The sequence below is a fragment of the Coleofasciculus sp. genome (assembly GCF_046565525.1).
Taxonomy (GTDB): domain Bacteria; phylum Cyanobacteriota; class Cyanobacteriia; order Cyanobacteriales; family Coleofasciculaceae; genus Coleofasciculus.
This window is the reverse complement of record NZ_JBKHUP010000074.1, coordinates 13611-35565: the sequence shown is the minus strand read 5'-3', so window position 1 is coordinate 35565 and position 21955 is coordinate 13611. Positions and strand designations below refer to the sequence as shown.

18 protein-coding genes and 1 pseudogene are annotated in these 21955 nt (G+C 45.4%); 14 read left to right on the top strand and 5 right to left on the bottom strand.

Translation table 11 applies throughout. From position 1 onward, the window contains the following. The first annotated feature begins 96 nt into the window (after nucleotides 1–96). The 8 genes from ACLGGO_RS24025 to ACLGGO_RS23990 all read left to right on the top strand — a co-directional run bounded on the left by ACLGGO_RS24025 (nucleotide 97) and on the right by ACLGGO_RS23990 (nucleotide 9649). The gene (locus tag ACLGGO_RS24025; RefSeq protein ID WP_446421170.1) at nucleotides 97–1053 is read left to right on the top strand and encodes a DUF1350 family protein; all 957 of its coding nucleotides are present in this window, start codon (nucleotides 97–99) and stop codon (nucleotides 1051–1053) included. Between the two features lie 501 nt (nucleotides 1054–1554). Further along, nucleotides 1555–3645: a RecQ family ATP-dependent DNA helicase gene (locus tag ACLGGO_RS24020; protein WP_446421177.1), complete on the top strand. Its 2091-nt coding sequence runs from the start codon at nucleotides 1555–1557 to the stop codon at nucleotides 3643–3645. A 15-nt stretch (nucleotides 3646–3660) separates the two neighbouring features. Continuing rightward, on the top strand, nucleotides 3661–4941 hold the full coding sequence (locus ACLGGO_RS24015; RefSeq protein ID WP_446421169.1) for a DNA-processing protein DprA: 1281 nt from the start codon (nucleotides 3661–3663) through the stop codon (nucleotides 4939–4941). A 482-nt stretch (nucleotides 4942–5423) separates the two neighbouring features. Then, nucleotides 5424–6776, top strand: coding sequence for an AAA family ATPase (locus ACLGGO_RS24010; protein ID WP_446421168.1), 1353 nt, complete (start codon nucleotides 5424–5426; stop codon nucleotides 6774–6776). 135 nt (nucleotides 6777–6911) lie between these two features. Beyond that, nucleotides 6912–7112 (top strand): hypothetical protein, encoded by a 201-nt coding sequence (locus tag ACLGGO_RS24005; protein ID WP_446421167.1) that lies wholly within the window; start codon nucleotides 6912–6914, stop codon nucleotides 7110–7112. A gap of 375 nt (nucleotides 7113–7487) precedes the next feature. Continuing rightward, the gene (locus tag ACLGGO_RS24000) at nucleotides 7488–8102 is read left to right on the top strand and encodes a hypothetical protein (protein ID WP_446421166.1); all 615 of its coding nucleotides are present in this window, start codon (nucleotides 7488–7490) and stop codon (nucleotides 8100–8102) included. A 351-nt stretch (nucleotides 8103–8453) separates the two neighbouring features. Further along, nucleotides 8454–9095: a bifunctional 4-hydroxy-2-oxoglutarate aldolase/2-dehydro-3-deoxy-phosphogluconate aldolase gene (locus ACLGGO_RS23995; protein WP_446421176.1), complete on the top strand. Its 642-nt coding sequence runs from the start codon at nucleotides 8454–8456 to the stop codon at nucleotides 9093–9095. A 41-nt stretch (nucleotides 9096–9136) separates the two neighbouring features. Further along, nucleotides 9137–9649, top strand: coding sequence for a L,D-transpeptidase (locus ACLGGO_RS23990; protein ID WP_446421165.1), 513 nt, complete (start codon nucleotides 9137–9139; stop codon nucleotides 9647–9649). Here ACLGGO_RS23990 and ACLGGO_RS23985 read toward each other — a convergent pair. Next, nucleotides 9636–9950 (bottom strand): annotated as a pseudogene (locus ACLGGO_RS23985) (cytochrome P450); the annotation flags it as partial. The gene ACLGGO_RS23990 and the pseudogene ACLGGO_RS23985 sit on opposite strands and share 14 nt — an antisense overlap. Beyond that, nucleotides 9943–10173, bottom strand: a complete 231-nt coding sequence (locus ACLGGO_RS23980; RefSeq protein ID WP_446421164.1) for a cytochrome P450 — start codon at nucleotides 10171–10173, stop codon at nucleotides 9943–9945. The pseudogene ACLGGO_RS23985 and the gene ACLGGO_RS23980, both read right to left, overlap by 8 nt. Before the next feature lie 751 nt (nucleotides 10174–10924). Here ACLGGO_RS23980 and adhE point away from each other — a divergent pair. The 6 genes from adhE (at nucleotide 10925) to ACLGGO_RS23950 (ending at nucleotide 18996) form a co-directional block, all read left to right on the top strand. Then, the gene (gene adhE, locus ACLGGO_RS23975; protein WP_446421175.1) at nucleotides 10925–13606 is read left to right on the top strand and encodes a bifunctional acetaldehyde-CoA/alcohol dehydrogenase; all 2682 of its coding nucleotides are present in this window, start codon (nucleotides 10925–10927) and stop codon (nucleotides 13604–13606) included. A gap of 60 nt (nucleotides 13607–13666) precedes the next feature. Continuing rightward, nucleotides 13667–14206: a bidirectional hydrogenase complex protein HoxE gene (gene hoxE / locus ACLGGO_RS23970; RefSeq protein WP_446333949.1), complete on the top strand. Its 540-nt coding sequence runs from the start codon at nucleotides 13667–13669 to the stop codon at nucleotides 14204–14206. Nucleotides 14207–14296: 90 nt separating this feature from the next. Beyond that, entirely contained in the window at nucleotides 14297–15913 is a 1617-nt protein-coding gene (gene nuoF, locus ACLGGO_RS23965) for an NADH-quinone oxidoreductase subunit NuoF (RefSeq protein ID WP_446333948.1), read from the top strand. Between the two features lie 154 nt (nucleotides 15914–16067). Next, nucleotides 16068–16784, top strand: a complete 717-nt coding sequence (gene hoxU, locus ACLGGO_RS23960; RefSeq protein ID WP_446421163.1) for a bidirectional hydrogenase complex protein HoxU — start codon at nucleotides 16068–16070, stop codon at nucleotides 16782–16784. 120 nt (nucleotides 16785–16904) lie between these two features. Further along, a complete protein-coding gene (locus ACLGGO_RS23955; protein WP_446333946.1) occupies nucleotides 16905–17453 on the top strand; it encodes an NADH-quinone oxidoreductase subunit B family protein in 549 nt (182 codons plus the stop codon). A gap of 118 nt (nucleotides 17454–17571) precedes the next feature. Next, a complete protein-coding gene (locus tag ACLGGO_RS23950; RefSeq protein ID WP_446421162.1) occupies nucleotides 17572–18996 on the top strand; it encodes a Ni/Fe hydrogenase subunit alpha in 1425 nt (474 codons plus the stop codon). Nucleotides 18997–19177: 181 nt separating this feature from the next. Here the strand turns inward: ACLGGO_RS23950 and ACLGGO_RS23945 are convergent, their stop codons facing one another. From ACLGGO_RS23945 to ACLGGO_RS23935, 3 genes are all read right to left on the bottom strand, one after another. After that, entirely contained in the window at nucleotides 19178–19729 is a 552-nt protein-coding gene (locus ACLGGO_RS23945; protein ID WP_446333944.1) for a Uma2 family endonuclease, read from the bottom strand. Nucleotides 19730–19853: 124 nt separating this feature from the next. Next, nucleotides 19854–20186 (bottom strand): PIN domain-containing protein, encoded by a 333-nt coding sequence (locus tag ACLGGO_RS23940; RefSeq protein ID WP_446421161.1) that lies wholly within the window; start codon nucleotides 20184–20186, stop codon nucleotides 19854–19856. A gap of 85 nt (nucleotides 20187–20271) precedes the next feature. After that, nucleotides 20272–21894, bottom strand: coding sequence for a mucoidy inhibitor MuiA family protein (locus tag ACLGGO_RS23935; RefSeq protein ID WP_446421160.1), 1623 nt, complete (start codon nucleotides 21892–21894; stop codon nucleotides 20272–20274). Between the last annotated feature and the right edge of the window lie 61 nt (nucleotides 21895–21955).

Sequence of the window (21955 nt, the reverse complement as noted above, 5' to 3'; positions counted from 1 at the left end):
CGTCTCTACTACCATACTTAGGAAATATACTAATTTTCCTTCGGCTTACTACATATTCAGATTTCCCCTACCCCCCTAAAAGCAAAATCAACTGATATGAACGAGAAAATAAAATTTTCGCCACTTTCCTTTAGTTGGGTTGCTATTCATCCCAATCCCAAAGGTGTTATTCAATTTATCGGCGGTGCTTTCTTTGGCAGTTTACCGACCGTTTTTTATCGCTATTTATTAAAGGCGTTGTTTGATGAAGGTTATACGATTATTGCTCTACCATTCCGGTTTACCTTTCGCCATTGGTCTGTTTCAATTAATTTGTTAAAAGAACAGAAATTTCTGTCCCAGGAAATTTCCCAAATTGCCAATAAACTCAACTATCCAACTCAAGTTTATCAAAATCCAGAAAACTATTTTTGGATAGGTCACAGTTTAGGGTGCAAGTACATCGCCCTTTTAGAGCTTTTAAGTGGCGACAGATGGCGAGATATTTTAAAGCGGTGTAATTCAGACGCGGACAGTCAGATTCGACAAATTGAAGAAAGTATCCTCGATAGTCCTGACCTACAACGTGCTATCAAAGGTCAACCTTCTTTACTCATCGCACCTGATATTAGTGATACGCAAAGTGCCATTCCTCGACCTCTAGCTTTCATCGCCCGTTTCCTCGACTCAAAAAACCTGGGTGTAATTCCCACAAGGGAACAAACTCTATGCTACATCAGCCAAAGCCCACTGTTTAATTTAACAGGCATTATTTCTTTTGACAAGGATACAATTGCTGGAAGTGAGCAGGACAGATTTAAAGATGAGGAACACAGAAGAAATAGTGATGTGCTGTGGCTCATTGATTATTTAAAGCAGGGCAAGTTTCCCTTACTGCACCAGGAACTATCCGGTAAGCATTTAGCACCGCTGGGGATTCAAATTGGGAATTATGTTATTGAACTCAACCCATTAACTAAATTTGTTCAAAGGATTCAAGATAGACCACTGGAAAGGGTAGTTATCCAGTTTTTGGATAAACTCAGGATGCGACAACAAAACCTGTCTCACTAAGTATCTAGAGTAGGCAAAAAAGATTGTGCCAGATATAGCAGGCTCTATTAGGGAGAGGCGTTCCCGTAAAACCTCTCTCTAAAAGGATATAATATCTGATACTTTTCTATTTGGCGAAGGTAAACAACATGAAGTTTAAACGACGAGACATACTTCTCGCCTTTTTCGCATTCCTAGGGTTAAACAATTTTAAAGCTAACGCCCAGTCCGCCAATCTTTTGAGCCACTCCATTCACAAATTGACAATGGATAATGAACAATGGATAATGACCTCTCCTTAAAAGAAGAGGATTGAAATTAAGGAAAATCTTTTTTAATTTCTTCGTAAATGAAGAGATCTTAGACCCAATTGATCAATTGTCAATTATCAATTATTAATTATCCATTGATAAGTTGATTTGAATTTGAGGACAGTAGGGGCGGGTTTTACTGATAACATTCAGAAGAAAACCCATAATGAAACTAAACCCGCCTTGGCTATTATCGTTACGGTGTATCGATATGACAACCCAACTCAAAGCCCAAGCGCTGTCACTGCTGCGCCAAGCTCTCAATAATCCAACTGCTCAATTCCGGGATGGACAATGGGAAGCCATCGCTAGCATAATTCTAGCGCGATCGCGGCTCCTGGTTGTACAACGCACAGGCTGGGGGAAAAGCATTGTCTACTTTCTCGCTACTCGCTTGCTGCGAAATAGTGGTGCGGGTTCCACCCTGCTGATTTCACCCCTCCTGGCTTTGATGCGAAATCAAATTGTCGCCGCTGAACGCATTAATATTAACGCCGCCACGATTAACTCCAGTAATTCAGAAGAATGGGAACAGATTAACACTCAATTACAAGGGGGAATCATTGATATTCTGCTCATTTCTCCCGAACGACTCGCCAATGAAAACTTTCGCCAAACCATTCTGTTACCCATATCGCAACGAATTGGCTTATTCGTTGTTGATGAAGCCCATTGTATCTCCGACTGGGGACATGATTTTCGCCCCGACTATCGGCGCATCGTCCGTGTTTTGCAAGCGCTTCCTCAAACCATTCCCGCCCTCGCCACAACCGCCACAGCAAATAACCGAGTAGTTAACGATATTATTACTCAACTGGGTGTTAATTTGCTTGTATCCAGAGGCACTCTAACCCGAAAAAGCTTACAATTACAAACCATCAAATTACCGAGTCCCGCCGCACGCATGGCGTGGTTAGCTGAACAGCTGCCAAATTTATCCGGAAGTGGGATTATTTACGCCCTGACGATTAAAGATACCGAACGAGTTGCCCATTGGTTAAATCAGCAAGGCATTAATGCTCAAGCATACCATGGGGCTCTAACCCATGAACAGCGTTTAACCTTAGAAGACCAACTCCTCAACAATGAAATTAAAGCTTTAGTCGCTACAACTGCTTTAGGAATGGGATTTGATAAGCCGGATTTAGGATTTGTCATTCACTACCAGCGTCCAGGTTCTGTGGTTCATTATTACCAACAAGTCGGACGCGCGGGGAGAGCGGTAGAGCAAGCTTATGGGATTCTGCTCAGTGGTGATGAAGACCAGGAAATTACTGATTATTTTATTCAAACTGCCTTTCCGCCAGAGGCTCATGTTCAAGATGTTTTAAAGGCATTAGAACAAGCAGAAGATGGATTGTCGGTTCCCCAAATCGAGCAGCATCTCAATCTTTCTAATGGACAAATTAATAAGGTGTTGAAATTGTTATCCCTGGAGTCCCCTGCACCCGTAACCAAACAAGGCTCTAAATGGTATGCGACGCCCGTATTTTATCAACCGGATACAGATAAAATTAAACGGTTAACCCAAATTCGTCGCCAAGAACAAACTCGCATGTTGGACTATATGAACAGTCGAGAATGCTTGATGACATTTCTCGCCAAAGAATTAGATGATCCCCAGCCAACGCCTTGCGGTAAATGTGCGGTATGCTTGGGTAGACCGTTATTACCCGAAACCTATTCCCTAGACCGAGTTAATCAAGCAATTCAGTATCTCCGTCGTAGTGACCAAATTATCGAACATCGTAAACAATGGGCATCTAAAGCGCTCCCTATTTATGGGTTTTCTGGGAAAATTCGCGACAATTTACGCGCTGAACCCGGACGAGCATTATCACTTTGGGGGGATGCAGGTTGGGGAGAATTAGTTAAACAAGGGAAATACGATAATCATGATTTTGATGACGCCTTGGTGCAGGGTGCATTTGAGATGATTCGACGTTGGCACCCTCAACCTTTTCCTACTTGGGTAACTTGTGTTCCTTCCTTACGTCATCCACAACTTGTGCCAAATTTTGCCCAACGACTCGCCAATCAATTACAACTACCCTTTCAGCCAATTGTGCAGAAAGTTCGCCAAACTCAGCCACAAAAACAGATGGGGAATAGTTACCAACAAGCGCATAACCTCGATGGTGTCTTTGAAGTGAAGCCTTGGCAAGGCATGAAGGGTGCAGTATTCTTAATTGATGATATGGTAGATTCACGTTGGACATTCACGGTCATTGCTGCACTTTTGCGTCGTGCTGGAAGTGGTCAGGTTTTTCCGTTGGCATTGACACTCAATTCGTTAGCGTAAGCCAATTAGAAGATTATGGATTACCATCTGCTGTCACCCAATACTCAAGCCATTTTATTATTGTGTGCCAGCTTTGGACAAAATCGTCAAACTGAACCCAAACCCTTAACCCTGAGCGAGTATAATACGGTAGCGAGTTGGTTGCTGGAAAATGACATGATTCCGGAGGATTTGCTTGATCAAACCCTGAAAAATCGCTTATCCCAAATTACCATTGGCAAGCTTGAGTCTCATCGGTTAGTCGCTTTACTTGAGCGCGGTGTTATGCTAGGTTTAGCGGTGGAAAAGTGGACGAATCAGGGGTTATGGATACTGGGACGAGGTGACGCTCTTTATCCTCAATATCTGAAGCAAAGATTGAATCATAATGCACCCGCTATTCTCTATGGAATTGGGACTAGAGAATTGCTTTCTCAAGCTGGGTTGGCTATCGTTGGTTCTCGTGATGTTGATCAAGAAGGACTCAATTATACTGAAAGAGTTGTCCAGACATGTGCTGAACAAGGAATCAATGTGATTTCTGGTGGGGCGCGTGGGGTAGATCAAGCTTCCATGTTAGGTATATTAGCAGCAGGTGGGAACGCTGTGGGCGTACTTGCTGATAGTTTAACGAAGGCGGCTGTGGCGAGTAAGTATCGTGCTGGAATTAAAGAAGGTAGACTGACATTAGTGTCTGCGTATGACCCCGACGCTAGTTTCAGCGCGGGTAATGCTATGGGGCGAAACAAGTATATTTATGCGTTAGCTGATTATGCGTTAGTGATTAGTTCTGCTGTTGGTAAAGGTGGAACCTGGGCGGGGGCGACTGAGGTGTTGAGACAGGTAAAAGATGTCCCGGTTTTTGTACGAATGCAGGGAACTGTACCCGAAGGAAATCATAAATTGCTGGAAAAGGGAGGAATCGTTTTTCCAGAAGCCCCTTGGAATAAACCGTTGCGTACAATTTTAGACGCCGCTATAGCTGAGGCTGAAGAAAGCAAAGTTGATGGGGGAGTAATAGAGTCTGAGAAATCCTCAGCCGGAGATGATTTAGGCGGGGATAAAACGATTTCTATTAATTTACCCGCCAAAGATATCTATGAAGCGGTTTTACCCTTTATCCTCAACCAGTTAGAGCAACCTCAAGATGCGAAATCTCTGGCTGAATCGTTGCAGGTACGAAAAGGACAGATGGAGGATTGGTTAAAAAGAGCGGTGCAAGAGGGTAATGTGATTAAGCAGAAGAATCCGGTGATGTATGTAGCGAATAAAGAATTGAATTTATTAACTTTGCTGGAAAAGGAGGATTCTGGATAAGGCGAATGTGAAGGGAGCATATCACCTTTTATTACCTTCGTAGGTTGGGTTGAGGAACGAAACCCAAGGTGGTTTAATTTATTAGTTTTCACTGTATGTGGCGCAACGAAGGGAGGTAAGTTTTGAGTTAGAAATTGGGAGATTTGTAGATTGTGTAGGGGCGGGTTTCACTACTATCTTTTCGGTTTCACCAAGATGTGACTAAACCCGCCCCGACTCAGGTTTATAGAATTCCCGTGAAAAGTGAGATAGGGCGGGTTTTGTTGCTCAGTTATCTTTGAAAAGCTAAATTAGTGGCTAAACCCGCCCCTACAATTGACTGATTACGTCTTGTAGCCGTTAACTTTGATTCCTAGATTGACGCTAGAGGATGGCTAGGCAAGTGATTGAGATTTTGTAGAGGGCTAATGGCTGAGTTTACTTGAATTGGCAAAGGTTTTAAAGTAAAATAATTTATATAAATTATCCATTTTGGGCTATTTATGCATATTGATGAATTACATATTCAAAATTTTAGATGTTTTCAAGAAATACATTTTAAATTTTCACCTGATAATACAGCCATACTCATTGGAATCAATGGTTCAGGAAAATCAGCTATATTGGATTGCATTGCTGCTCTGTTAATTCAATTAGAAATACGAATACTTAAAATTGAACTCACTGATCTTTTTGAATCAGATACTGTTTATAAGAAAATCAATAAAATTTTGACGATAGATGATATTAAACTTGGGAATAAAGAGTTTTATGCATCCATTAAAATTTCATTAGATTCTAATAATGAAATATGTTGGTATATTCAAAAAAATATTAATCAACAAGAAATTCCAGGAAACTATGATCAAGTCAATCATTATATTGAATATTTGCGCCAACAATTACAAGAAGAGAATCAAGCTCTAAATTTACCGTTACTAATATATTACAGAACTCATCGAATGATTTTAGGTACTCAACCCATTGATTTAGATGATTTAGATATCACAATTATTCAATGCAAAATTAATCAATTGAATGCTTATCGGGGAGCATTTAATCCGGAAATAAAGAATTTTCAAGATTTTTTGATATGGTTCAGACAAGAGGAGGATTACGAAAATGAAATTCGCTTGCGCCAAGATAATGCATATAGGAATCCCAACTTAGAAGTAATAAGAAAGGCAATAGAAGTATTTTTAGCCGAATTTCCCGATAACCATTTTCATAACCTGCGAGTAGTTAGATCAAAATCCCAAAGAAATATTGATTTTACTCGTAACCCTGTCTCCCCTTCCTTAACAATCACCAAGAATAATCAAGATTTCAAGCTAGAGCAACTCTCAGATGGAGAAAAAATGCTGTTAATGTTGGTGACTGACTTAGCGCGGCGATTGGCAATTGCTAATCCCGGCTTGGGAGTTAATGCCTTAGAAGGCAAAGGTATTGTTTTAATTGACGAAATCGATTTACATTTGCATCCCCAATGGCAAAGAATCGTAATTCCCAGCCTAACCCGTACCTTTCCGAATTGCCAGTTTATCGTGACAACTCATTCGCCTCAAGTTCTGAGTAATGTGAAACGAGAAAATGTATTTATTTTAGAAGACTATCAACTCGTCGAAGTAACCCCTCATACCTATGGTAGAGATAGCAATTCAATTTTATATGAATTGATGGGGGTGAAAGAACGCCCCAATCAAGTGCAGGAGAAAATCAATGCTTGTTTTGCCTTGATCGATGAAGATAAAATAGAGGAGGCTAAAACTAAACTGCAAGAACTCGCTGAGTTACTGGGAGAAAATGACCCGGAAGTTGTTCGGGGGCAAACGTTGATTAGTTTTTTGACTGACTAGCATGAAGCATATTGTCAAAGGGAACGAACCCCGCTCATTGTTAGAACACCGCTCACAGCCTTATGCTGATTATGATAACTATCCGCAAAAAGATGATTTACGCCAATCATTACTAATTGAACAAGGATATATTTGTTGTTACTGTATGCTGTGATTGAGTGGTTGAGTAAAAAATATCCATCTAAGTCTTGGACGGTTGGCATTTTCAGTAAGGAAATTGCCAAATTTGCCAATGTCAACAAAAAAGCTAAATATAGACCTTATTGTCAATTTGTTGTTTTTCTCTTAAAGAAAAAATTATCCGTGGCGAAGAACCAAGCCAAAAGCCAAGGGTAAAATAATATATCCTAGACTTCTGCCTTTATTTCCTGTTCCCTGCTTTCAAGAGAGTCAAGTAGGTTGGGAAAATGCACAATACGACTGGGAAGTGTGTATTGAACATCGGGAGATCTCCCCTAGCCCCCTTTGAAAGGGGGGAAAGAAGGAAACAGGAATCCGCCTCAACTGGATAGTTGATGAAACAAGCTCAATCGTCGGATATCCGTACCTGATGTCGTAGTCTCCCTACCGTTTGTCGAATTAGTACGCCAAAACTGGGGGTAAACCACACCGGAAAGTTAGGCATAAATTTGGCAAGATTAAATTGGGAGTAGAAAAGCTTTTTACCAGAAGTCTCGAAACCGAGTTAATCAAAGCAACGAGGGATAAAAAATGTCTCACTCTACTAAAGAACGCATCACCACTGATTTTCAGAAAGCTAAATCCGCAGAAAGGGAACGGGCAGAACGAATTCAAGAAATTGTCCAAGAGGCTTTCTCTAAAACCTTGGCTGAAGTGAAAGACGGAACGGGTGAAATTCGCGGGATTTTTCAAGAAAACTTATCGGAGATTTTGGCAAGGGTAAATAAAATCGAGAACGAAAACGATGAAGCCGCGCCAAAAACACCTGGGCTTCGTTCCAAAGCTATCGTTATCGCCGTCTCCAAAGCGCTTAAAAATCGCCTTTTGCCCTATTTGCGCCAAGCCTATACGGATGTGCAGCATCAATATGCTACGATGAATAATCGCGAGGTTAATCGTGATATCAACGGGGCTGAAATTGAGCGCAATCGCTATGAGCGTTTGAAGCAGCGCCTAGAGACTTTTGCCGCCTGGTACAACCAACTAAAAGCACAATCTCAAACTGTAGAACCTAGTGTTGTAGAATACAAGCAAGCTGAGTTTGAGAATAAGATGGGTGAAGCTGGTGCAACCGTTGCACAAAGGGAACGACAAGTTAAGCAACAGTTACAGCAATGGCTGCAAACGGCTACGGCTAAGCGGTGAATTAGTTTGTAGTTCGTAGTAAGGGCTTTAGCCTGTAAAATAACTCTGAAGCCCTGACTATAATCCTTGAATTATTTATACGACTTAACCTAGAGTGAATGTTACTGAATTAAGAGTTTGTAGTCAGCCTTTAAGCGTTTAGGGCGAATACAGCGCAACTATCAACTCAGTAAGTCGGTGACTTTTGATTTAAAGTGATTGGCACTGACTTAATTTCAATGGCACTGAACATTTGTATTTTGGAAGCGCCGAAACCCTTGATATACTGTAGGGTGGTCACTACCCACCAGCCTTAATTGCAGTACCATTTGACTTAAGGTAGATGACAGAAGTAAGCATAACGTTGTGAGTATATCAAATCAATCTTGGTTGACTCTTCTGCAAGAGCATCGTACCATTGCCGTAATTCGGGCGTCTGACCAATCGTTAGGACGTCAAATGGCGCTGGCGGTAGCCGCAGGAGGAATAAAGTTAATTGAGATTACCTGGAATACAGACGCAGCGGCGGAATTAATTCGTCATCTGCGCCAAGAGTTACCAAACTGTACGATTGGTACAGGGACATTATTAAACCTGGAACAAGTACATCAAGCTATTGATGCGGGGGCTGAGTTTCTGTTTACCCCTCATACCAATACCAGTCTAATTAATACGGCTGTTAACGCTGGAGTTCCCATCGTTCCCGGCGCACTTTCTCCCAGTGAAATTGTTACCGCTATTGATGCGGGGGCAAGTTGCGTTAAAGTGTTTCCTATCCAGGCGGTAGGCGGTGTCAGTTATATCAAAGCCTTACAAGGACCTCTGGGTCATATTCCCCTGATTCCTACAGGCGGCGTAACGTTCGCCAATGCTAAAGACTTTATCACAGCCGGTGCGATCGCGGTCGGTTTGGCGGGAGATTTGTTTCCCAAACCCCTCATCGCGTCTGGGGATTGGCAAGGGATTACCCAACGGGCGAAAAAACTTCGATCTCAATTTAACCATGATCCATAAAATGGAACTAAGAGGATGATGCTGTTACCTCAGAAGTTTCAATGAAAACCATCAGGTCTACAAAGTGGCTGCGCCGTTCAGGAACCCTCCTAGCGGGTGTCGCCTTAGCCATAACTGTGTTTGGGTTTAATACACCCGTCGCCCATCCCACACCCCAAAGTGAACAGATTGCCAGCAAAATGACGGCGCTGCAAAATACGAACCAGCGCTGGATTCAAATTGATGTAAGCAATCAACGGTTAATCGCCTGGGAAGGGGGGGCTCAAGTCTATGCGGTGATTGTCTCCACCGGGAAAAGCGCTACACCTACCCGTACCGGCGTCTTTAACATTCAAACCAAGCTGCGGCGCGATCGCATGCGTGGTCCCGGTTATGATGTTTCTAATGTGCCCTATACCATGTATTACCAAGGTGGCTATGCCATTCATGGGGCTTATTGGCACAATAACTTTGGCACTCCGATGAGTCACGGTTGTGTGAATGTAGCAGTTGATCACGCCGAGTGGTTATATAATTGGGCGTCTGTAGGAACGCCCGTCGTTATTCATCAGTGACAAAGACCGACTTGTGTCCCTGTCGCCGCCAAAACTTAACCCGCAAACCATCGCGGGGGTGGGGTGTCGGTACTGTAACCATATCCAAATCCTGTTCCGGAAGCAGTTCCCACTGATAATCTCGCACTAACAACGCGGTAAATAATTTCATCTCCAATTTGGCAAACTCCCGCCCCAAACATTCGCGCACCCCACCGCCAAAGGCTACATAACTAAAGGGTTTGGCTTTATCCTCCGCCCTTTGAGGGTTAAACCGTTCTGGGTCAAATAGTTCTGGTTGCGTATAAACACCGCTATCTTGAGTACTGGTTCTCATGGGTGAGGACGAAGCGATTCGCCTCGGAACCACTAATCATCACCGTGGGACGTCCAAATAACTTGGTTTTGAATATCGACCCATACTTTTGATGACGCTTCTTGGCAAAGTCGGGATCACGGAAAAACTGGATTGTTTCCCCAATCAGCGGTAAACCGAAATGACCGGGAGGTAAGGGGCGGGATTTTAGTTCATCGGTGGTCGTCATCGCCTATCAATATTAAAAGAATAATTTCATTGTGTTAAGTTTATTTTAAAATTGCAACGTTTACGTCTGGAGATAGACGAACATAGTCCCATCAGGGGTAATTCTCCCCCTATCGACAAACCGATACTGCAAGTGCTATTAAGGACATGCAGCCGCCTTGTCCGATGCTTGGTTCATGGTTAACAGTTTTGGTTGGTTGAAAAAAGCTAGTCTGGCGTTTGAACAACTAGAGCGTTGTTTATTAAGAAATTCTAAAATTCAGGAGGCTAAAGTCTAGCGCAATCCTAAAAATTTCATTGATTTATTAATGTATGAATCCCTCGTTCGAGATAGTATAGTAAGTGTGACGGGAGGAAAAAGTATTCCTGAGATTCCCTGGACTACCCTAGTCATGAATTCTTGGTCTATACTGCATGGGGAGGAACTGTCTGATTAATCAACGATCTGATTAATTATTGTTGAATCGAATCATTCTAGGGGATTAGCCGGAGCAAATTTGAGTATTCCAATGAGGAGATTTTTATGAAGTCCTACCCACTTTATACTGGGAGTAGCTCAGTTTGCCATGACGCAAATGTAAGGGTGCAAGCAAAAGTAAGTGGCAAAACTATGGTTGCTATTCAGGGAGAAACTCAGTCGCTTTAGCTGGGAAATCTGCCCGATTAGTAAACGAGAAATAACAAGAACCAAATCAATAGTGGGTGTGAGGGACATTAAATATTGACCCATGACGAAACTTACCGCAACCAACATGATTAAAGTCACAAACCATCAGGAACTCGAAGAATTAATTAAACGGGTTAAAGCAGCTCAAACCCAATACGCTAGCTACACTCAAGAGCAGGTCGATGCCATCTTTAAAAAAGCGGCACTCGCTGCCAATGCTGCCCGTATTCCTCTAGCAAAACTGGCAGTTAGTGAAACCGCCATGGGAGTCGTTGAAGACAAAGTGATTAAAAACCACTTTGCCTCGGAAATGATCTACAACAAGTACAAACACGACAAAACCTGTGGTGTTGTCGAAGAGGATAAGTCTTTCGGCTTCCAGAAAATTGCTGAACCCGTTGGTATTTTAGCGGGGATCGTACCCACCACCAACCCCACCTCAACGGCGATTTTTAAGGCATTAATTGCTCTGAAAACCCGAAATGGGATTATTTTCTCCCCTCATCCCCGTGCCAAACAATGCACCCTGGAAGCGGCAAAAGTCGTCTTAGACGCGGCGGTAGCGGCTGGCGCACCTGAGAATATTATCGGCTGGATTGATGAACCAACGGTGCCTCTTTCCCAAGCTTTGATGCAGCACCCCGATGTGAAGCTGATCCTGGCGACAGGGGGTCCGGGAATGGTGAAAGCCGCCTATTCTTCGGGACATCCCTCTCTCGGTGTTGGTGCAGGAAACACGCCAGCGGTGATTGATTCCAGCGCTCACATTAAAATGGCGGTGTCTTCGATTATTCTGAGTAAAACCTTTGACAATGGCATGATCTGCGCCAGTGAGCAGTCGGTGATTGTCTTGGATAATGTTTACGAGGAAGTTCGCCAAGAATTTATTAATCGCGGCGCTTACTTCTTGACGCCAGAAGAACGGGAAAAAATGGGGAGTAAAATTATTGTCAATGGGCGCTTAAATGCCGAAATTGTCGGTCAACCTGTTGAGAAGTTAGCCGAATTAGCTGGATTTGCCTTACCGGAACAAACCCGGGTGATTATTGGCGAAGTGGAAAAGATTGGCACTGATGAACCCTTTTCCTTCGAGAAACTCTCCCCCGTTCTGGCAATGTATCGGGCTAAAGATTTTGAGGATGCGGTAGACAAAGCCGGACAATTGGTTGAATTTGGCGGACGTGGACATACGGCGGTGCTGTACACCAATCCAGCCAATGCTGACCATATTAAACGGTTTGAAGACCAAGTTCAGGCGTCTCGCGTCTTAATTAACACCCCCTCCTCCCAAGGTGCGATCGGGGATATCTATAACTTCCGCCTTGATCCCTCGTTGACGCTGGGTTGTGGTACTTGGGGAGGGAACTCCATCAGTGAAAATGTCGGACCGGAACACCTGCTGAACATAAAAACGATCGCGGAACGGCGGGAAAATATGCTGTGGTTCCGGATACCGCCCAAGGTGTACTTTAAGTATGGGTCTCTGCCCGTAGCGCTGCGGGAGTTAGCGGGGAAAGAACGGGCATTTATCGTCACCGACAAACCCATTTACGATCTAGGGATGACGGCTAGCGTCGAAGAGGTTTTGGCTGAAATTGGTATCAAATACGATATCTTCTATGACGTAGAGCCAGACCCCTCCTTAGAAACCGTACAACGGGGATTGACGTTGATGAACACCTTCAAGCCCGATGTGATTATCGCCTTGGGTGGGGGTTCGCCCATGGATGCGGCCAAAATCATGTGGCTGATGTATGAGCATCCAGAGATTGAATTTGAAGGACTCGCGATGCGGTTCATGGATATCCGCAAGCGGGTATATGAACTGCCCCCCTTGGGTGAGAAAGCGATGATGGTAGCCATTCCCACGACATCGGGAACGGGTTCAGAAGTTACCCCGTTTGCGGTAGTAACCGATCGCCGCAATGATATTAAGTATCCTTTGGCGGACTATGCCTTAACGCCAAATATGGCGATTGTAGACCCCGAATTAGTCCTAAATATGCCCAAGAGTCTCACCGCATTCGGGGGTGTCGATGCCTTGACTCACGCTTTAGAAGCTTATGTTTCGGTGTTAGCTAGTGAATATACCAATGGGTTGGCACTAGAGGCAATTCGCCTAATCTTTAAATACCTGCCTTCGGCATACAAAAATGGTGCAAATGATCCCAAGGCGCGGGAGAAAATGCACTATGCCGCCACGATGGCAGGGATGGCGTTTGCCAATAGTTTCCTGGGCATCTGTCATTCTATGGCACACCAATTAGGGGCTATTTTCCATGTCCCCCACGGGTTAGCGAATGCCATGTTAATTTCCCATGTTATTCGCTATAACGCCACGGATGCGCCCTTTAAGCAGGCGACATTCTCCCAATACAAGTATCCTAATGCCAAATGGCGCTATTCTCGGATTGCTGATTACCTGCACTTGGGCGGCGATAGCGAAGACGAGAAAATCAATCACCTGATTGGGGCAATTGAGGAACTCAAGCGTCAGGTGGGGATTCCGGCGGCGCTGAAGGATGTGATCAAGGAAAGTGAAGCGGAATTCTTCGCCAAGCTGGATGAAGTTGCGGATCAGGCATTCGATGATCAATGTACTGGCGCGAATCCCCGCTATCCCTTGATTGCAGATCTTAAGGAAATCCTTACCAAAGCCTATCACGGCGACTTGGGTGAGGTTCCTGATGTCGAAACCGTCAACGGCAATGGTGCGATCGGTGACACCAGTATAAGCGATACCCAACCTGCCGTACCTGCGGTGTAAACCTGTTGTGGGGTGGGCATTTACCCACCCTACAGATACTCAAATAAAGGAGAGTTAACTATGGCAACTGCGCCCACGGCTCGTGCAGACACCACTGCGGCGAAAAAACCAAAGGAAGCCAAGACAGGACATCCCAGTGGTGATAAGCGCTTCAAAGTCCTAGATATCACTATGAAGCGGGCTCAGTATCGTCCTGATGTTTTGATTGAAGTTCTCCACAAGGCACAGGAAGCCTTTGGCTATCTGGAGGAGGACGTGTTGCTGTATGTAGCACGAGGGCTAAAACTCCCCCTGAGTCGGGTGTATGGGGTGGCGACATTTTACCATCTATTCTCCCTGAAGCCCGGTGGCACTCATACTTGTGTGGTTTGTACGGGTACGGCTTGTTACGTCAAAGGCGGCGGACAAGTGTTATCAGCACTAGAAGAGCATCTTGGTATCCAAGTGGGCGACACTACCCCCGATGGGGAAATGTCCTTGCTCAGCGCCCGTTGTCTTGGAGCCTGCGGTATCGCCCCAGCCGTGGTGTTTGATGGCACAGTTGCGCCGAAACAAACCGCAGAATTGGCACTGGAGAAGGTGAAGGGATGGATGGAGTAGAGACGTAGCATGCTACGTCTTTACATGGCGCTGGGTAGGATTACGTTTGTGCGGGTGGGTTGATTCCATAACTGATGAGGAGAGAAAAAGATGGACTTAACGGAACTGCAAGAAATTGCTGAGGAAGAACGCAAGGCGCAAAAAAGCATCCGGGTACATTGCTGTACGTCAACGGGTTGCCAAGCGGCAAATTCCTTGGGTGTAAAGAAAAATTTAGAGGGAGCGGTTAAAACAGCAGGATTAGGCGATCGCGTGCAAGTGGTTGGTGTCGGTTGTATGGGATTCTGTGGGCGAGGTCCTTTGGTGGAAATCGATCCCCAGGAAAAACTATATGAGGAAGTAACTCCCGATGATGCCGCTAGTATTATTGAAGCACTTAACGGCGGGACAGCCACGGCAGATGAGGGCGATCTGAATCACCCCTTTTTTGCTCGCCAAATGCGAATCGTCCGGGAAACCAGTGGCAAAATTGACCCAGAACGGATTGAAGAATATATTGCGGCGGGGGGGTATCAATCCCTTTATAAAGTTATTCATGATATGACCCCGGCGGAGGTTGTCGATGAAATCAGCAAGAGTGGGTTGCGGGGACGCGGTGGCGGCGGCTATCCCACGGGATTGAAATGGGCAACCATGGCGAAGATGCCTGGGGAGCAAAAATATGTTATCTGTAATGCGGATGAGGGTGATCCCGGTGCGTTCATGGATCGCTCGGTGTTAGAGAGTGACCCCCATCGGGTTCTAGAAGGAATGGCGATCGCAGGTTATGCGGTTGGTGCTACACAAGCTTTCATCTATGTCCGGGCTGAATATCCTCTCGCGATCGATCGCCTGCAAAAGGCAATCAAGCAAGCTAAAAGACTCAGCCTTCTAGGGAGTCAAATCTTCGGCTCTCCCTTTGACTTTAAAGTTGATATCCGCATTGGTGCAGGTGCTTTCGTCTGCGGTGAAGAAACCGCCTTAATCGCCTCCGTAGAAGGCGGACGGGGAATGCCTCGCCCCCGCCCCCCCTACCCCGCGCAATCGGGCTTATGGGGATGTCCTACTTTAATTAATAATGTCGAAACCTTTGCTAATATTTCTGCCATTATTCGGGAAGGAGCCGAATGGTACGCCAATATCGGCACCGAAAAGAGCAAAGGTACGAAAGTGTTCGCCCTCACGGGTAAAATCCGCAACAATGGTTTGATTGAAGTTCCCATGGGTATCACCCTACGGGAAATCATTGAAGAAATGGGTGGCGGCGTACCCGATGGTGAAGTCAAGGCGGTGCAGACAGGTGGTCCTTCTGGTGGTTGCATTCCCGCATCACTCCTCGACACCCCCGTAGACTACGACTCCTTGACTAAAATCGGCTCAATGATGGGTTCCGGCGGTATGGTGGTGATGGATGAAACCACCAGTATGATTGAAGTTGCCCAGTTTTATATGGAATTCTGTCGCGGAGAAACTTGCGGTAAATGCATTCCCTGTCGGGTTGGAACAGTGCAAATGTACCAAGCGCTGACCAAGATCCTCAAGGGAGAAGCCACAATGAGAGATATTGAACAACTTGAACACCTCTGTGAAATGGTGAAATCCACCAGTCTATGTGGTTTGGGTCAAACCGCACCCAATCCCGTCCTGAGTACGTTGCACTATTTCCGGGATGAGTATCTGGCGCTGCTTCAAGACAGCCCCAATGGCAAAGTGGCGGTGAAGTCATAAGTCATCAGCCTACCCTCGAAGGTTGTGAAGGGTTAATTTTAGGGACTGTAGGGACGGGTTTAGGAACTAAAACTAATTAAATCAGCAAAACCAGCCCCATAAGTCATAAGTTTGTTGATGAATGACCAAGGAAAAATGACTAAGGACAAAAGATATGTCAGTAAAAACATTGACAATTGATGGTGTTGATCTCGCCATTGAAGAAGGCGCCACCCTCCTAACCGCAGCCAAAGAAGCAGGTGTCCATATCCCTACATTGTGCCATCTAGAAGGGGTTACCGATGTGGGCGCTTGTCGGTTGTGTTTAGTGCAGATTGAAGGTAGTAACAAACTCCTCCCTGCCTGCGTTACTGAGGTAGCAGAGGGAATGAAAGTTCATACCAATACCGAAACGATCAAAGAATACCGCCGCATGATTGTCGAGATGCTGTTTTCCGAAGGGAATCACATCTGTGCCATCTGTGTAGCCAATGGCAATTGCCAACTGCAAGATGTGGCAATTGAGGTGGGGATGGATCACACCCGTTTCCCTTACCGCTTTCCAGAACGAGGGGTGGATGTGTCTCACGATCGCTTCGGCATCGATCACAACCGCTGTATTCTCTGTACCCGATGCGTGCGAGTCTGTGATGAAATCGAAGGCGCCCACGTCTGGGATGTGGCGGGTCGAGGTCCGGCTTCCCGTGTAATTAGCGGGTTAGCTCAACCTTGGGGAGAGGTGGAAGCCTGTACCTCTTGTGGTAAGTGTGTAGATGCTTGTCCCACAGGTTCTCTTTTCCGCAAAGGTTCTACAGTCGCGGAAATGGAAAAAGACAGAGGGAAAGTAGAATTTTTGGTCACAGCACGGGAAGATCGAAAATGGACGCGGTGACAAAATCGTAGGGGCTCTCGCATTCGCGCCCAAATATCTCGGATTTATACTCAAATCCCAACGCGAATGCGAGAGCCCAATCCCCTGTTCCCCAATCACCAATTATGGGAGAAATAAAACATGGCAAAGATAAAACTGGCGACTATTTGGTTGTGTGGCTGTTCCGGCTGTCACATGTCCTTTCTGGATCTAGACGAGTGGCTACTGGAACTGGCTGAGAAAGTGGATGTGGTTTTTAGCCCCGTGGCTTCTGATATTAAAGACTACCCCGAAGACGTGGATGTTTGTTTAGTAGAAGGGGGTATCGCTAATGAAGAAAACTTAGAGTTAATTCGCATAGCCAGAGAACGCACCAAATTCCTGATTTCCTTTGGCGATTGTGCTGTAACCGCGAATGTACCCGCCCTGCGGAATATGTTGGGAGGGGCAGAACCTGTGCTGAAACGCTGTTATTTGGAGTTGGGAGACACTAATCCCCAATTACCAAAATTCCCTGGAATTGTCCCAGAATTACTAGACCGCGTGCGCCCTGTGCATGAGGTGGTTCACGTTGATTTATTTATGCCCGGTTGTCCACCACCAGCCGACCGAATTCAAGCAACAATCGAACCTTTACTGCGAGGTGAAAAACCCGTTATGGAAGGACGGGAAATGATTAAGTTTGGATAGTCATTGGTCATTCGTCTTATGTCCTTTGTCATTGGTTAAAGTTGATAGTTGATGACGAACAATAATTAACCAAGAAAATAAGCAAAGGACAAAGAAACAAATAAACAAGGGTAATGTTATGGCTAAAACAGTTGTTATTGATCCGGTTACTCGTATTGAAGGACACGCGAAAATTTCTATCTTTCTCGATGATGCGGGGGAAGTGGAAGACGCTAGATTTCATGTGGTGGAATTCCGGGGTTTTGAAAAGTTCTGTGAAGGACGCCCGATGTGGGAAATGGCGGGAATTACGGCTCGAATTTGTGGGATTTGTCCGGTGAGTCATTTACTGGCGTCGGCGAAAACTGGGGATAAAATTCAAGCGGTGAAGGTACCGCCTGCGGGTGAGAAATTGCGGCGGATGATGAATTTGGGTCAAATTACTCAATCTCACGCGCTGTCGTTTTTTCATCTGAGTAGTCCTGACTTTTTATTGGGATGGGATAGTGATCCGGCGACTCGGAATGTGTTTGGATTAATTGCGGCTGATCCAGATTTAGCCCGCAGTGGGATTCGCTTGCGCCAGTTTGGTCAAACGGTGATCGAATTATTGGGGGCGAAGAAGATTCACCCATCTTGGGCGGTTCCTGGTGGCGTGCGATCGCCTCTATCGGAAGAGGGACGCGCCTGGATTCGCGATCGCTTACCGGAATCCCGTGCGACTCTAGATACCGCCCTGGGGCTGTTTAAGCAGTTATTGGATCGGTTTTCTACAGAGGTAGAAACCTTTGGTCTGTTCCCCTCTTTGTTTATGGGGTTAGTTGGCAAAGATGGAGTCTGGGAACATTATGATGGTCATCTTCGCTTTAAAGATAGTGAAGGGAATATGGTAGCCGATGGACTCAGTGAGGATGATTATCGAGACTTTATGGGTGAAGCGGTTGAACCCTGGTCTTATTTGAAATTCCCCTACTATAAACCCTTAGGATACCCGGATGGGATTTATCGGGTAGGTCCATTAGCCCGACTGAATATCTGCGATCGCATGGGAACTGAAGCAGCGGATCGGGAGTTACAAGAGTTTCGCGATCGCGCCGGCGGTGTAGCCACCTCATCCTTCTTCTATCACTATGCCCGCTTAGTGGAAATTCTGGCAGCTTTAGAACGGATTGAACAATTAGTTGAAGATCCAGATATTGTCTCCAAACGTACTCGTGCTGAAGCCGGAATTAACAATTTAGAAGGCATCGGTGTCAGTGAAGCGCCCAGAGGTACATTGTTCCACCACTATAATGTTGATGAAAATGGCATTATCAAGAAAGTCAACATGATTATTGCCACGGGTCAAAATAACTTGGCGATGAACAAAACCGTGGCACAAATTGCCAAGCATTACATCCACGGGAATGAAATACCTGAAGGGTTATTAAACCGAGTTGAAGCCGGAATTCGCGCCTTTGATCCCTGCTTAAGCTGTTCCACCCATGCCTTCGGTCAAATGCCCTTGCATATCCAATTAGTCGGTTCATCAGGGGATGTTGTCGATGAAGTCTGGCGTCAGTAATCTAGCTACTTTCTAGAGACACCCTCCTTCCCAGGCTCTGCCTGGGAAGGCTCTTATGGAGGCTCCGCCTCCCATCGTCATGGGGATTCCCAAAAATTTAGCGATCGCTAAGTTTATCACCATTTCTAAATTCGACATGCTCCCGGTTAGGGTTAGAACTATTTGGTAGAACTATTTGGTATTAGTCAAACTCTGGTGCCCAAATTTCAGCTACGACTAACTCCCATCCCGGCAGCAGTTCCGGCACCGTCAGCACATCCCCATCTCGCAAAACCACTTTCTCCACACCCGGACGATAAACCTCCATCGTCCGACTTCTCGGATCAACTAAAACCCCAACCTGTGTTCCTAGTGCTAGAAACTCCTGAATTTTCTGACGCAGCTTGGACAAAGAGTCAGTTTTGGACTTGACCTCAAACATTAAATCAGGGACTAACTGAGCATAATCTCCTGTGGTTCGCGGCAATCGCTCGGCTCGGACAAAGGACGCATCCGGCGCACGCACGTCCTCCGAAGCATTGGGGAGAATAAATCCAGCATTGGATGCCGTCACTCGCCCTAACCGGCGAGGTCTGACCCAGTTACGCAACTGGGCGATAATCTCCGCCGCAACTTCATCGGATTCATACCCTGACGGACTCATAACAATAATCTCCCCACCGATCAACTCCATTCGATAGTGTGGATGTTGCACCTGCAATTTTTCCAGGTCTTTAATCGTCAAACCAGGCATCGGACTCCTCCCTAGATGAGCGCGTGCATACTAGGTTACACATCTAATCCTATCACCCTAAATTCCGGCAAATACCCGACTGTAAACTGATCATACAATTCCTGACAAGCAAACTACACCAGAATTAACATACTACAGACTGACATGCGGAATCTGGGTTTAAAGCCTCTTGATGTCGGATAGGATTTTTTAGTAGGCGATCATCAGTAGAGAGAAATATGTCAGCCTGAGTCGCCTCAGCACAAGCTAGATGAAATGAATCATAAAGTCCCAAACCAAACCTTTCCAATTGTTGCGATCGCAGGTCAATATTTTCGTTAATTTCCTGCGTCACTGTTGCTAATTCTAAGAGTTCTAATATATAGTTTTTTTTCTCCAGATTACGCATTTTTCCCAGTTCAACTGCGATAGCTTCACTTTCAATTAGTTGCCACTGCCTTGCACGGATTCGCTCCATAATGCTTAATATAGAGTCTCCCTCTAACCTAACTCGCTTCCACCAAATTCAGACTATGCCTAATAAGTCTTAATTAATTTTATGGCTAAATGTCTAATCCTATCACCCTGAATTCCGGCAAATACTCCACCGTAAACTGATAGGATAACTCCTGAGAGGCAAGGGAAGGCAAAGTTAGTAACCATTCCAACACACCCAATTCACCAACTTGAACTTGAGGATTAGCATCAGTGAGCCGAACTTTCAGTTGGGAATGACAACTCACCGGCAGTTGTTCCATCACCTTAACTTGTGCATCTTTGTGTCGTAAATTCGCAACAGTTAACCGATAAGCATAAGTAGCCACTTCACGCTGCTGACTCCCAATCAGCTTCTTATCCATCTGTCGTTCTACTAAATACCGCTCAATTTTTAGCCCATCGTCCACGCCCAAATCGATTTGAAAATCCTGACCTGGGGCAATATTCTGGATTTCGCTAGTGCCAATAAACGTATTATCGCGAAAGATGATAATTTGTCCCGGTAATAAAGTAACGCCATTCAGGGGATTGGTAACCGTTGCTTTCAGGTAAGCAAAATTAAGTTGGCGCGACATCGCCACATATTCAGCCCTACAGGGATAATCATCTCTGTGGAAAATAGGAACCTTATGGCTAACCCCGTCACTGGGAATAGTCGCTTGACTATCGAGGGTAAAGGTAACAATACCCTTTTGTCCCGGACGTTCCCCAATTTCCTTTTCGGCTCTCAACCGCTCTAACTCTTCATCTATCGTCGGTTCGGGTTCTGGCGCTATCCCAGGAAAGGGCATATTCACCAACGTGGGGCGAGGTGAGTTATGCTCCTTTGGATTTGTGGTTGTCCGATTTGCCAAGGCGCTAGGCTGTTGCAGATCGATATACCAGGGTGTAATCGGGGGAATTTCCCGCCCAACTCCGGGCTGGGCGGTGGAAAGGGTAAGGGCTACACCTAACCAATCTTCACCCGTGTTTTGAGTAATTTGAGCCAAGTAACTAAGGCTAACGGCTTGGAGGTTATCTTGCCAATGTAAATCATAGACGGGTTGCCAACTTACCCCTGTAACTTTGTAAGAAACCTCGATCGCTAATTCCCCCGAACCCAATGGTTCTAGGGTGACAATGATATTAAAGCTGTCATGAATCTGGGGGGTAGAGAGCTGCTGAAACTGCCCTCGCACCGCCTGTAACTGAGTGTTAAGCTGTTTTTGCTCGTGATCCTGTTGCGCGATCGCACTAGATAAATTCTGCCACCGTTCTCCCACAAAATCCAGCAATTCCCCGATTTGAGTCAAGTTTAAAGGTTCAGAGTTTTGGGATTTTGTCAAGCGCTCCAGATACTGATTCCCTAAATTTTTGATAAAATTCCGCTGTAGATTCAGCAACGTCAGCACATCTTGTCCCTGACGTCTTTGCTCTTCTAACTGACTAATTTCCTCAGAAAGTTGGCTAACTTTTGGGTGAGTCGCTTCACGAGTACTGGTTTGTTCCGTCCGCACCTCTAATAATCGCCTACCGACACAACCTGTACTCGACACCTGAACGGATTCGCTTAAAATCGTTACGGGTAAATTAGCAATGACCAGTTCCCGTTCCTCACCCGTTAGCTGTACAACACCCCGGCGCTTAACTAGCGCCTGGTCATCATACACTGTAACGTTACAAATTTCGGTATCTACCGTCTTGTTCATCCGTTGTTTTTCCTCAAATCAAGCACCCTGCAATCATTTCGGCGCTTGAATACAGACCAAA

Excerpts from the sequence above, each read along its gene's own strand:
- ACLGGO_RS24025 (WP_446421170.1), top strand. The coding sequence starts at position 97 with ATGAACGAGAAAATAAAATTTTCGCCACTTTCCTTTAGTTGGGTTGCT.
- ACLGGO_RS24020 (WP_446421177.1), top strand. The coding sequence starts at position 1,555 with ATGACAACCCAACTCAAAGCCCAAGCGCTGTCACTGCTGCGCCAAGCT.
- ACLGGO_RS24015 (WP_446421169.1), top strand. The coding sequence starts at position 3,661 with ATGGATTACCATCTGCTGTCACCCAATACTCAAGCCATTTTATTATTG.
- ACLGGO_RS24010 (WP_446421168.1), top strand. The coding sequence starts at position 5,424 with ATGCATATTGATGAATTACATATTCAAAATTTTAGATGTTTTCAAGAA.
- ACLGGO_RS24000 (WP_446421166.1), top strand. The coding sequence starts at position 7,488 with ATGTCTCACTCTACTAAAGAACGCATCACCACTGATTTTCAGAAAGCT.
- ACLGGO_RS23990 (WP_446421165.1), top strand. The coding sequence starts at position 9,137 with ATGAAAACCATCAGGTCTACAAAGTGGCTGCGCCGTTCAGGAACCCTC.
- ACLGGO_RS23980 (WP_446421164.1), bottom strand. The coding sequence starts at position 10,173 with ATGACGACCACCGATGAACTAAAATCCCGCCCCTTACCTCCCGGTCAT.
- adhE (WP_446421175.1), top strand. The coding sequence starts at position 10,925 with ATGATTAAAGTCACAAACCATCAGGAACTCGAAGAATTAATTAAACGG.
- hoxE (WP_446333949.1), top strand. The coding sequence starts at position 13,667 with ATGGCAACTGCGCCCACGGCTCGTGCAGACACCACTGCGGCGAAAAAA.
- nuoF (WP_446333948.1), top strand. The coding sequence starts at position 14,297 with ATGGACTTAACGGAACTGCAAGAAATTGCTGAGGAAGAACGCAAGGCG.
- hoxU (WP_446421163.1), top strand. The coding sequence starts at position 16,068 with ATGTCAGTAAAAACATTGACAATTGATGGTGTTGATCTCGCCATTGAA.
- ACLGGO_RS23955 (WP_446333946.1), top strand. The coding sequence starts at position 16,905 with ATGGCAAAGATAAAACTGGCGACTATTTGGTTGTGTGGCTGTTCCGGC.
- ACLGGO_RS23950 (WP_446421162.1), top strand. The coding sequence starts at position 17,572 with ATGGCTAAAACAGTTGTTATTGATCCGGTTACTCGTATTGAAGGACAC.
- ACLGGO_RS23945 (WP_446333944.1), bottom strand. The coding sequence starts at position 19,729 with ATGCCTGGTTTGACGATTAAAGACCTGGAAAAATTGCAGGTGCAACAT.
- ACLGGO_RS23940 (WP_446421161.1), bottom strand. The coding sequence starts at position 20,186 with ATGGAGCGAATCCGTGCAAGGCAGTGGCAACTAATTGAAAGTGAAGCT.
- ACLGGO_RS23935 (WP_446421160.1), bottom strand. The coding sequence starts at position 21,894 with ATGAACAAGACGGTAGATACCGAAATTTGTAACGTTACAGTGTATGAT.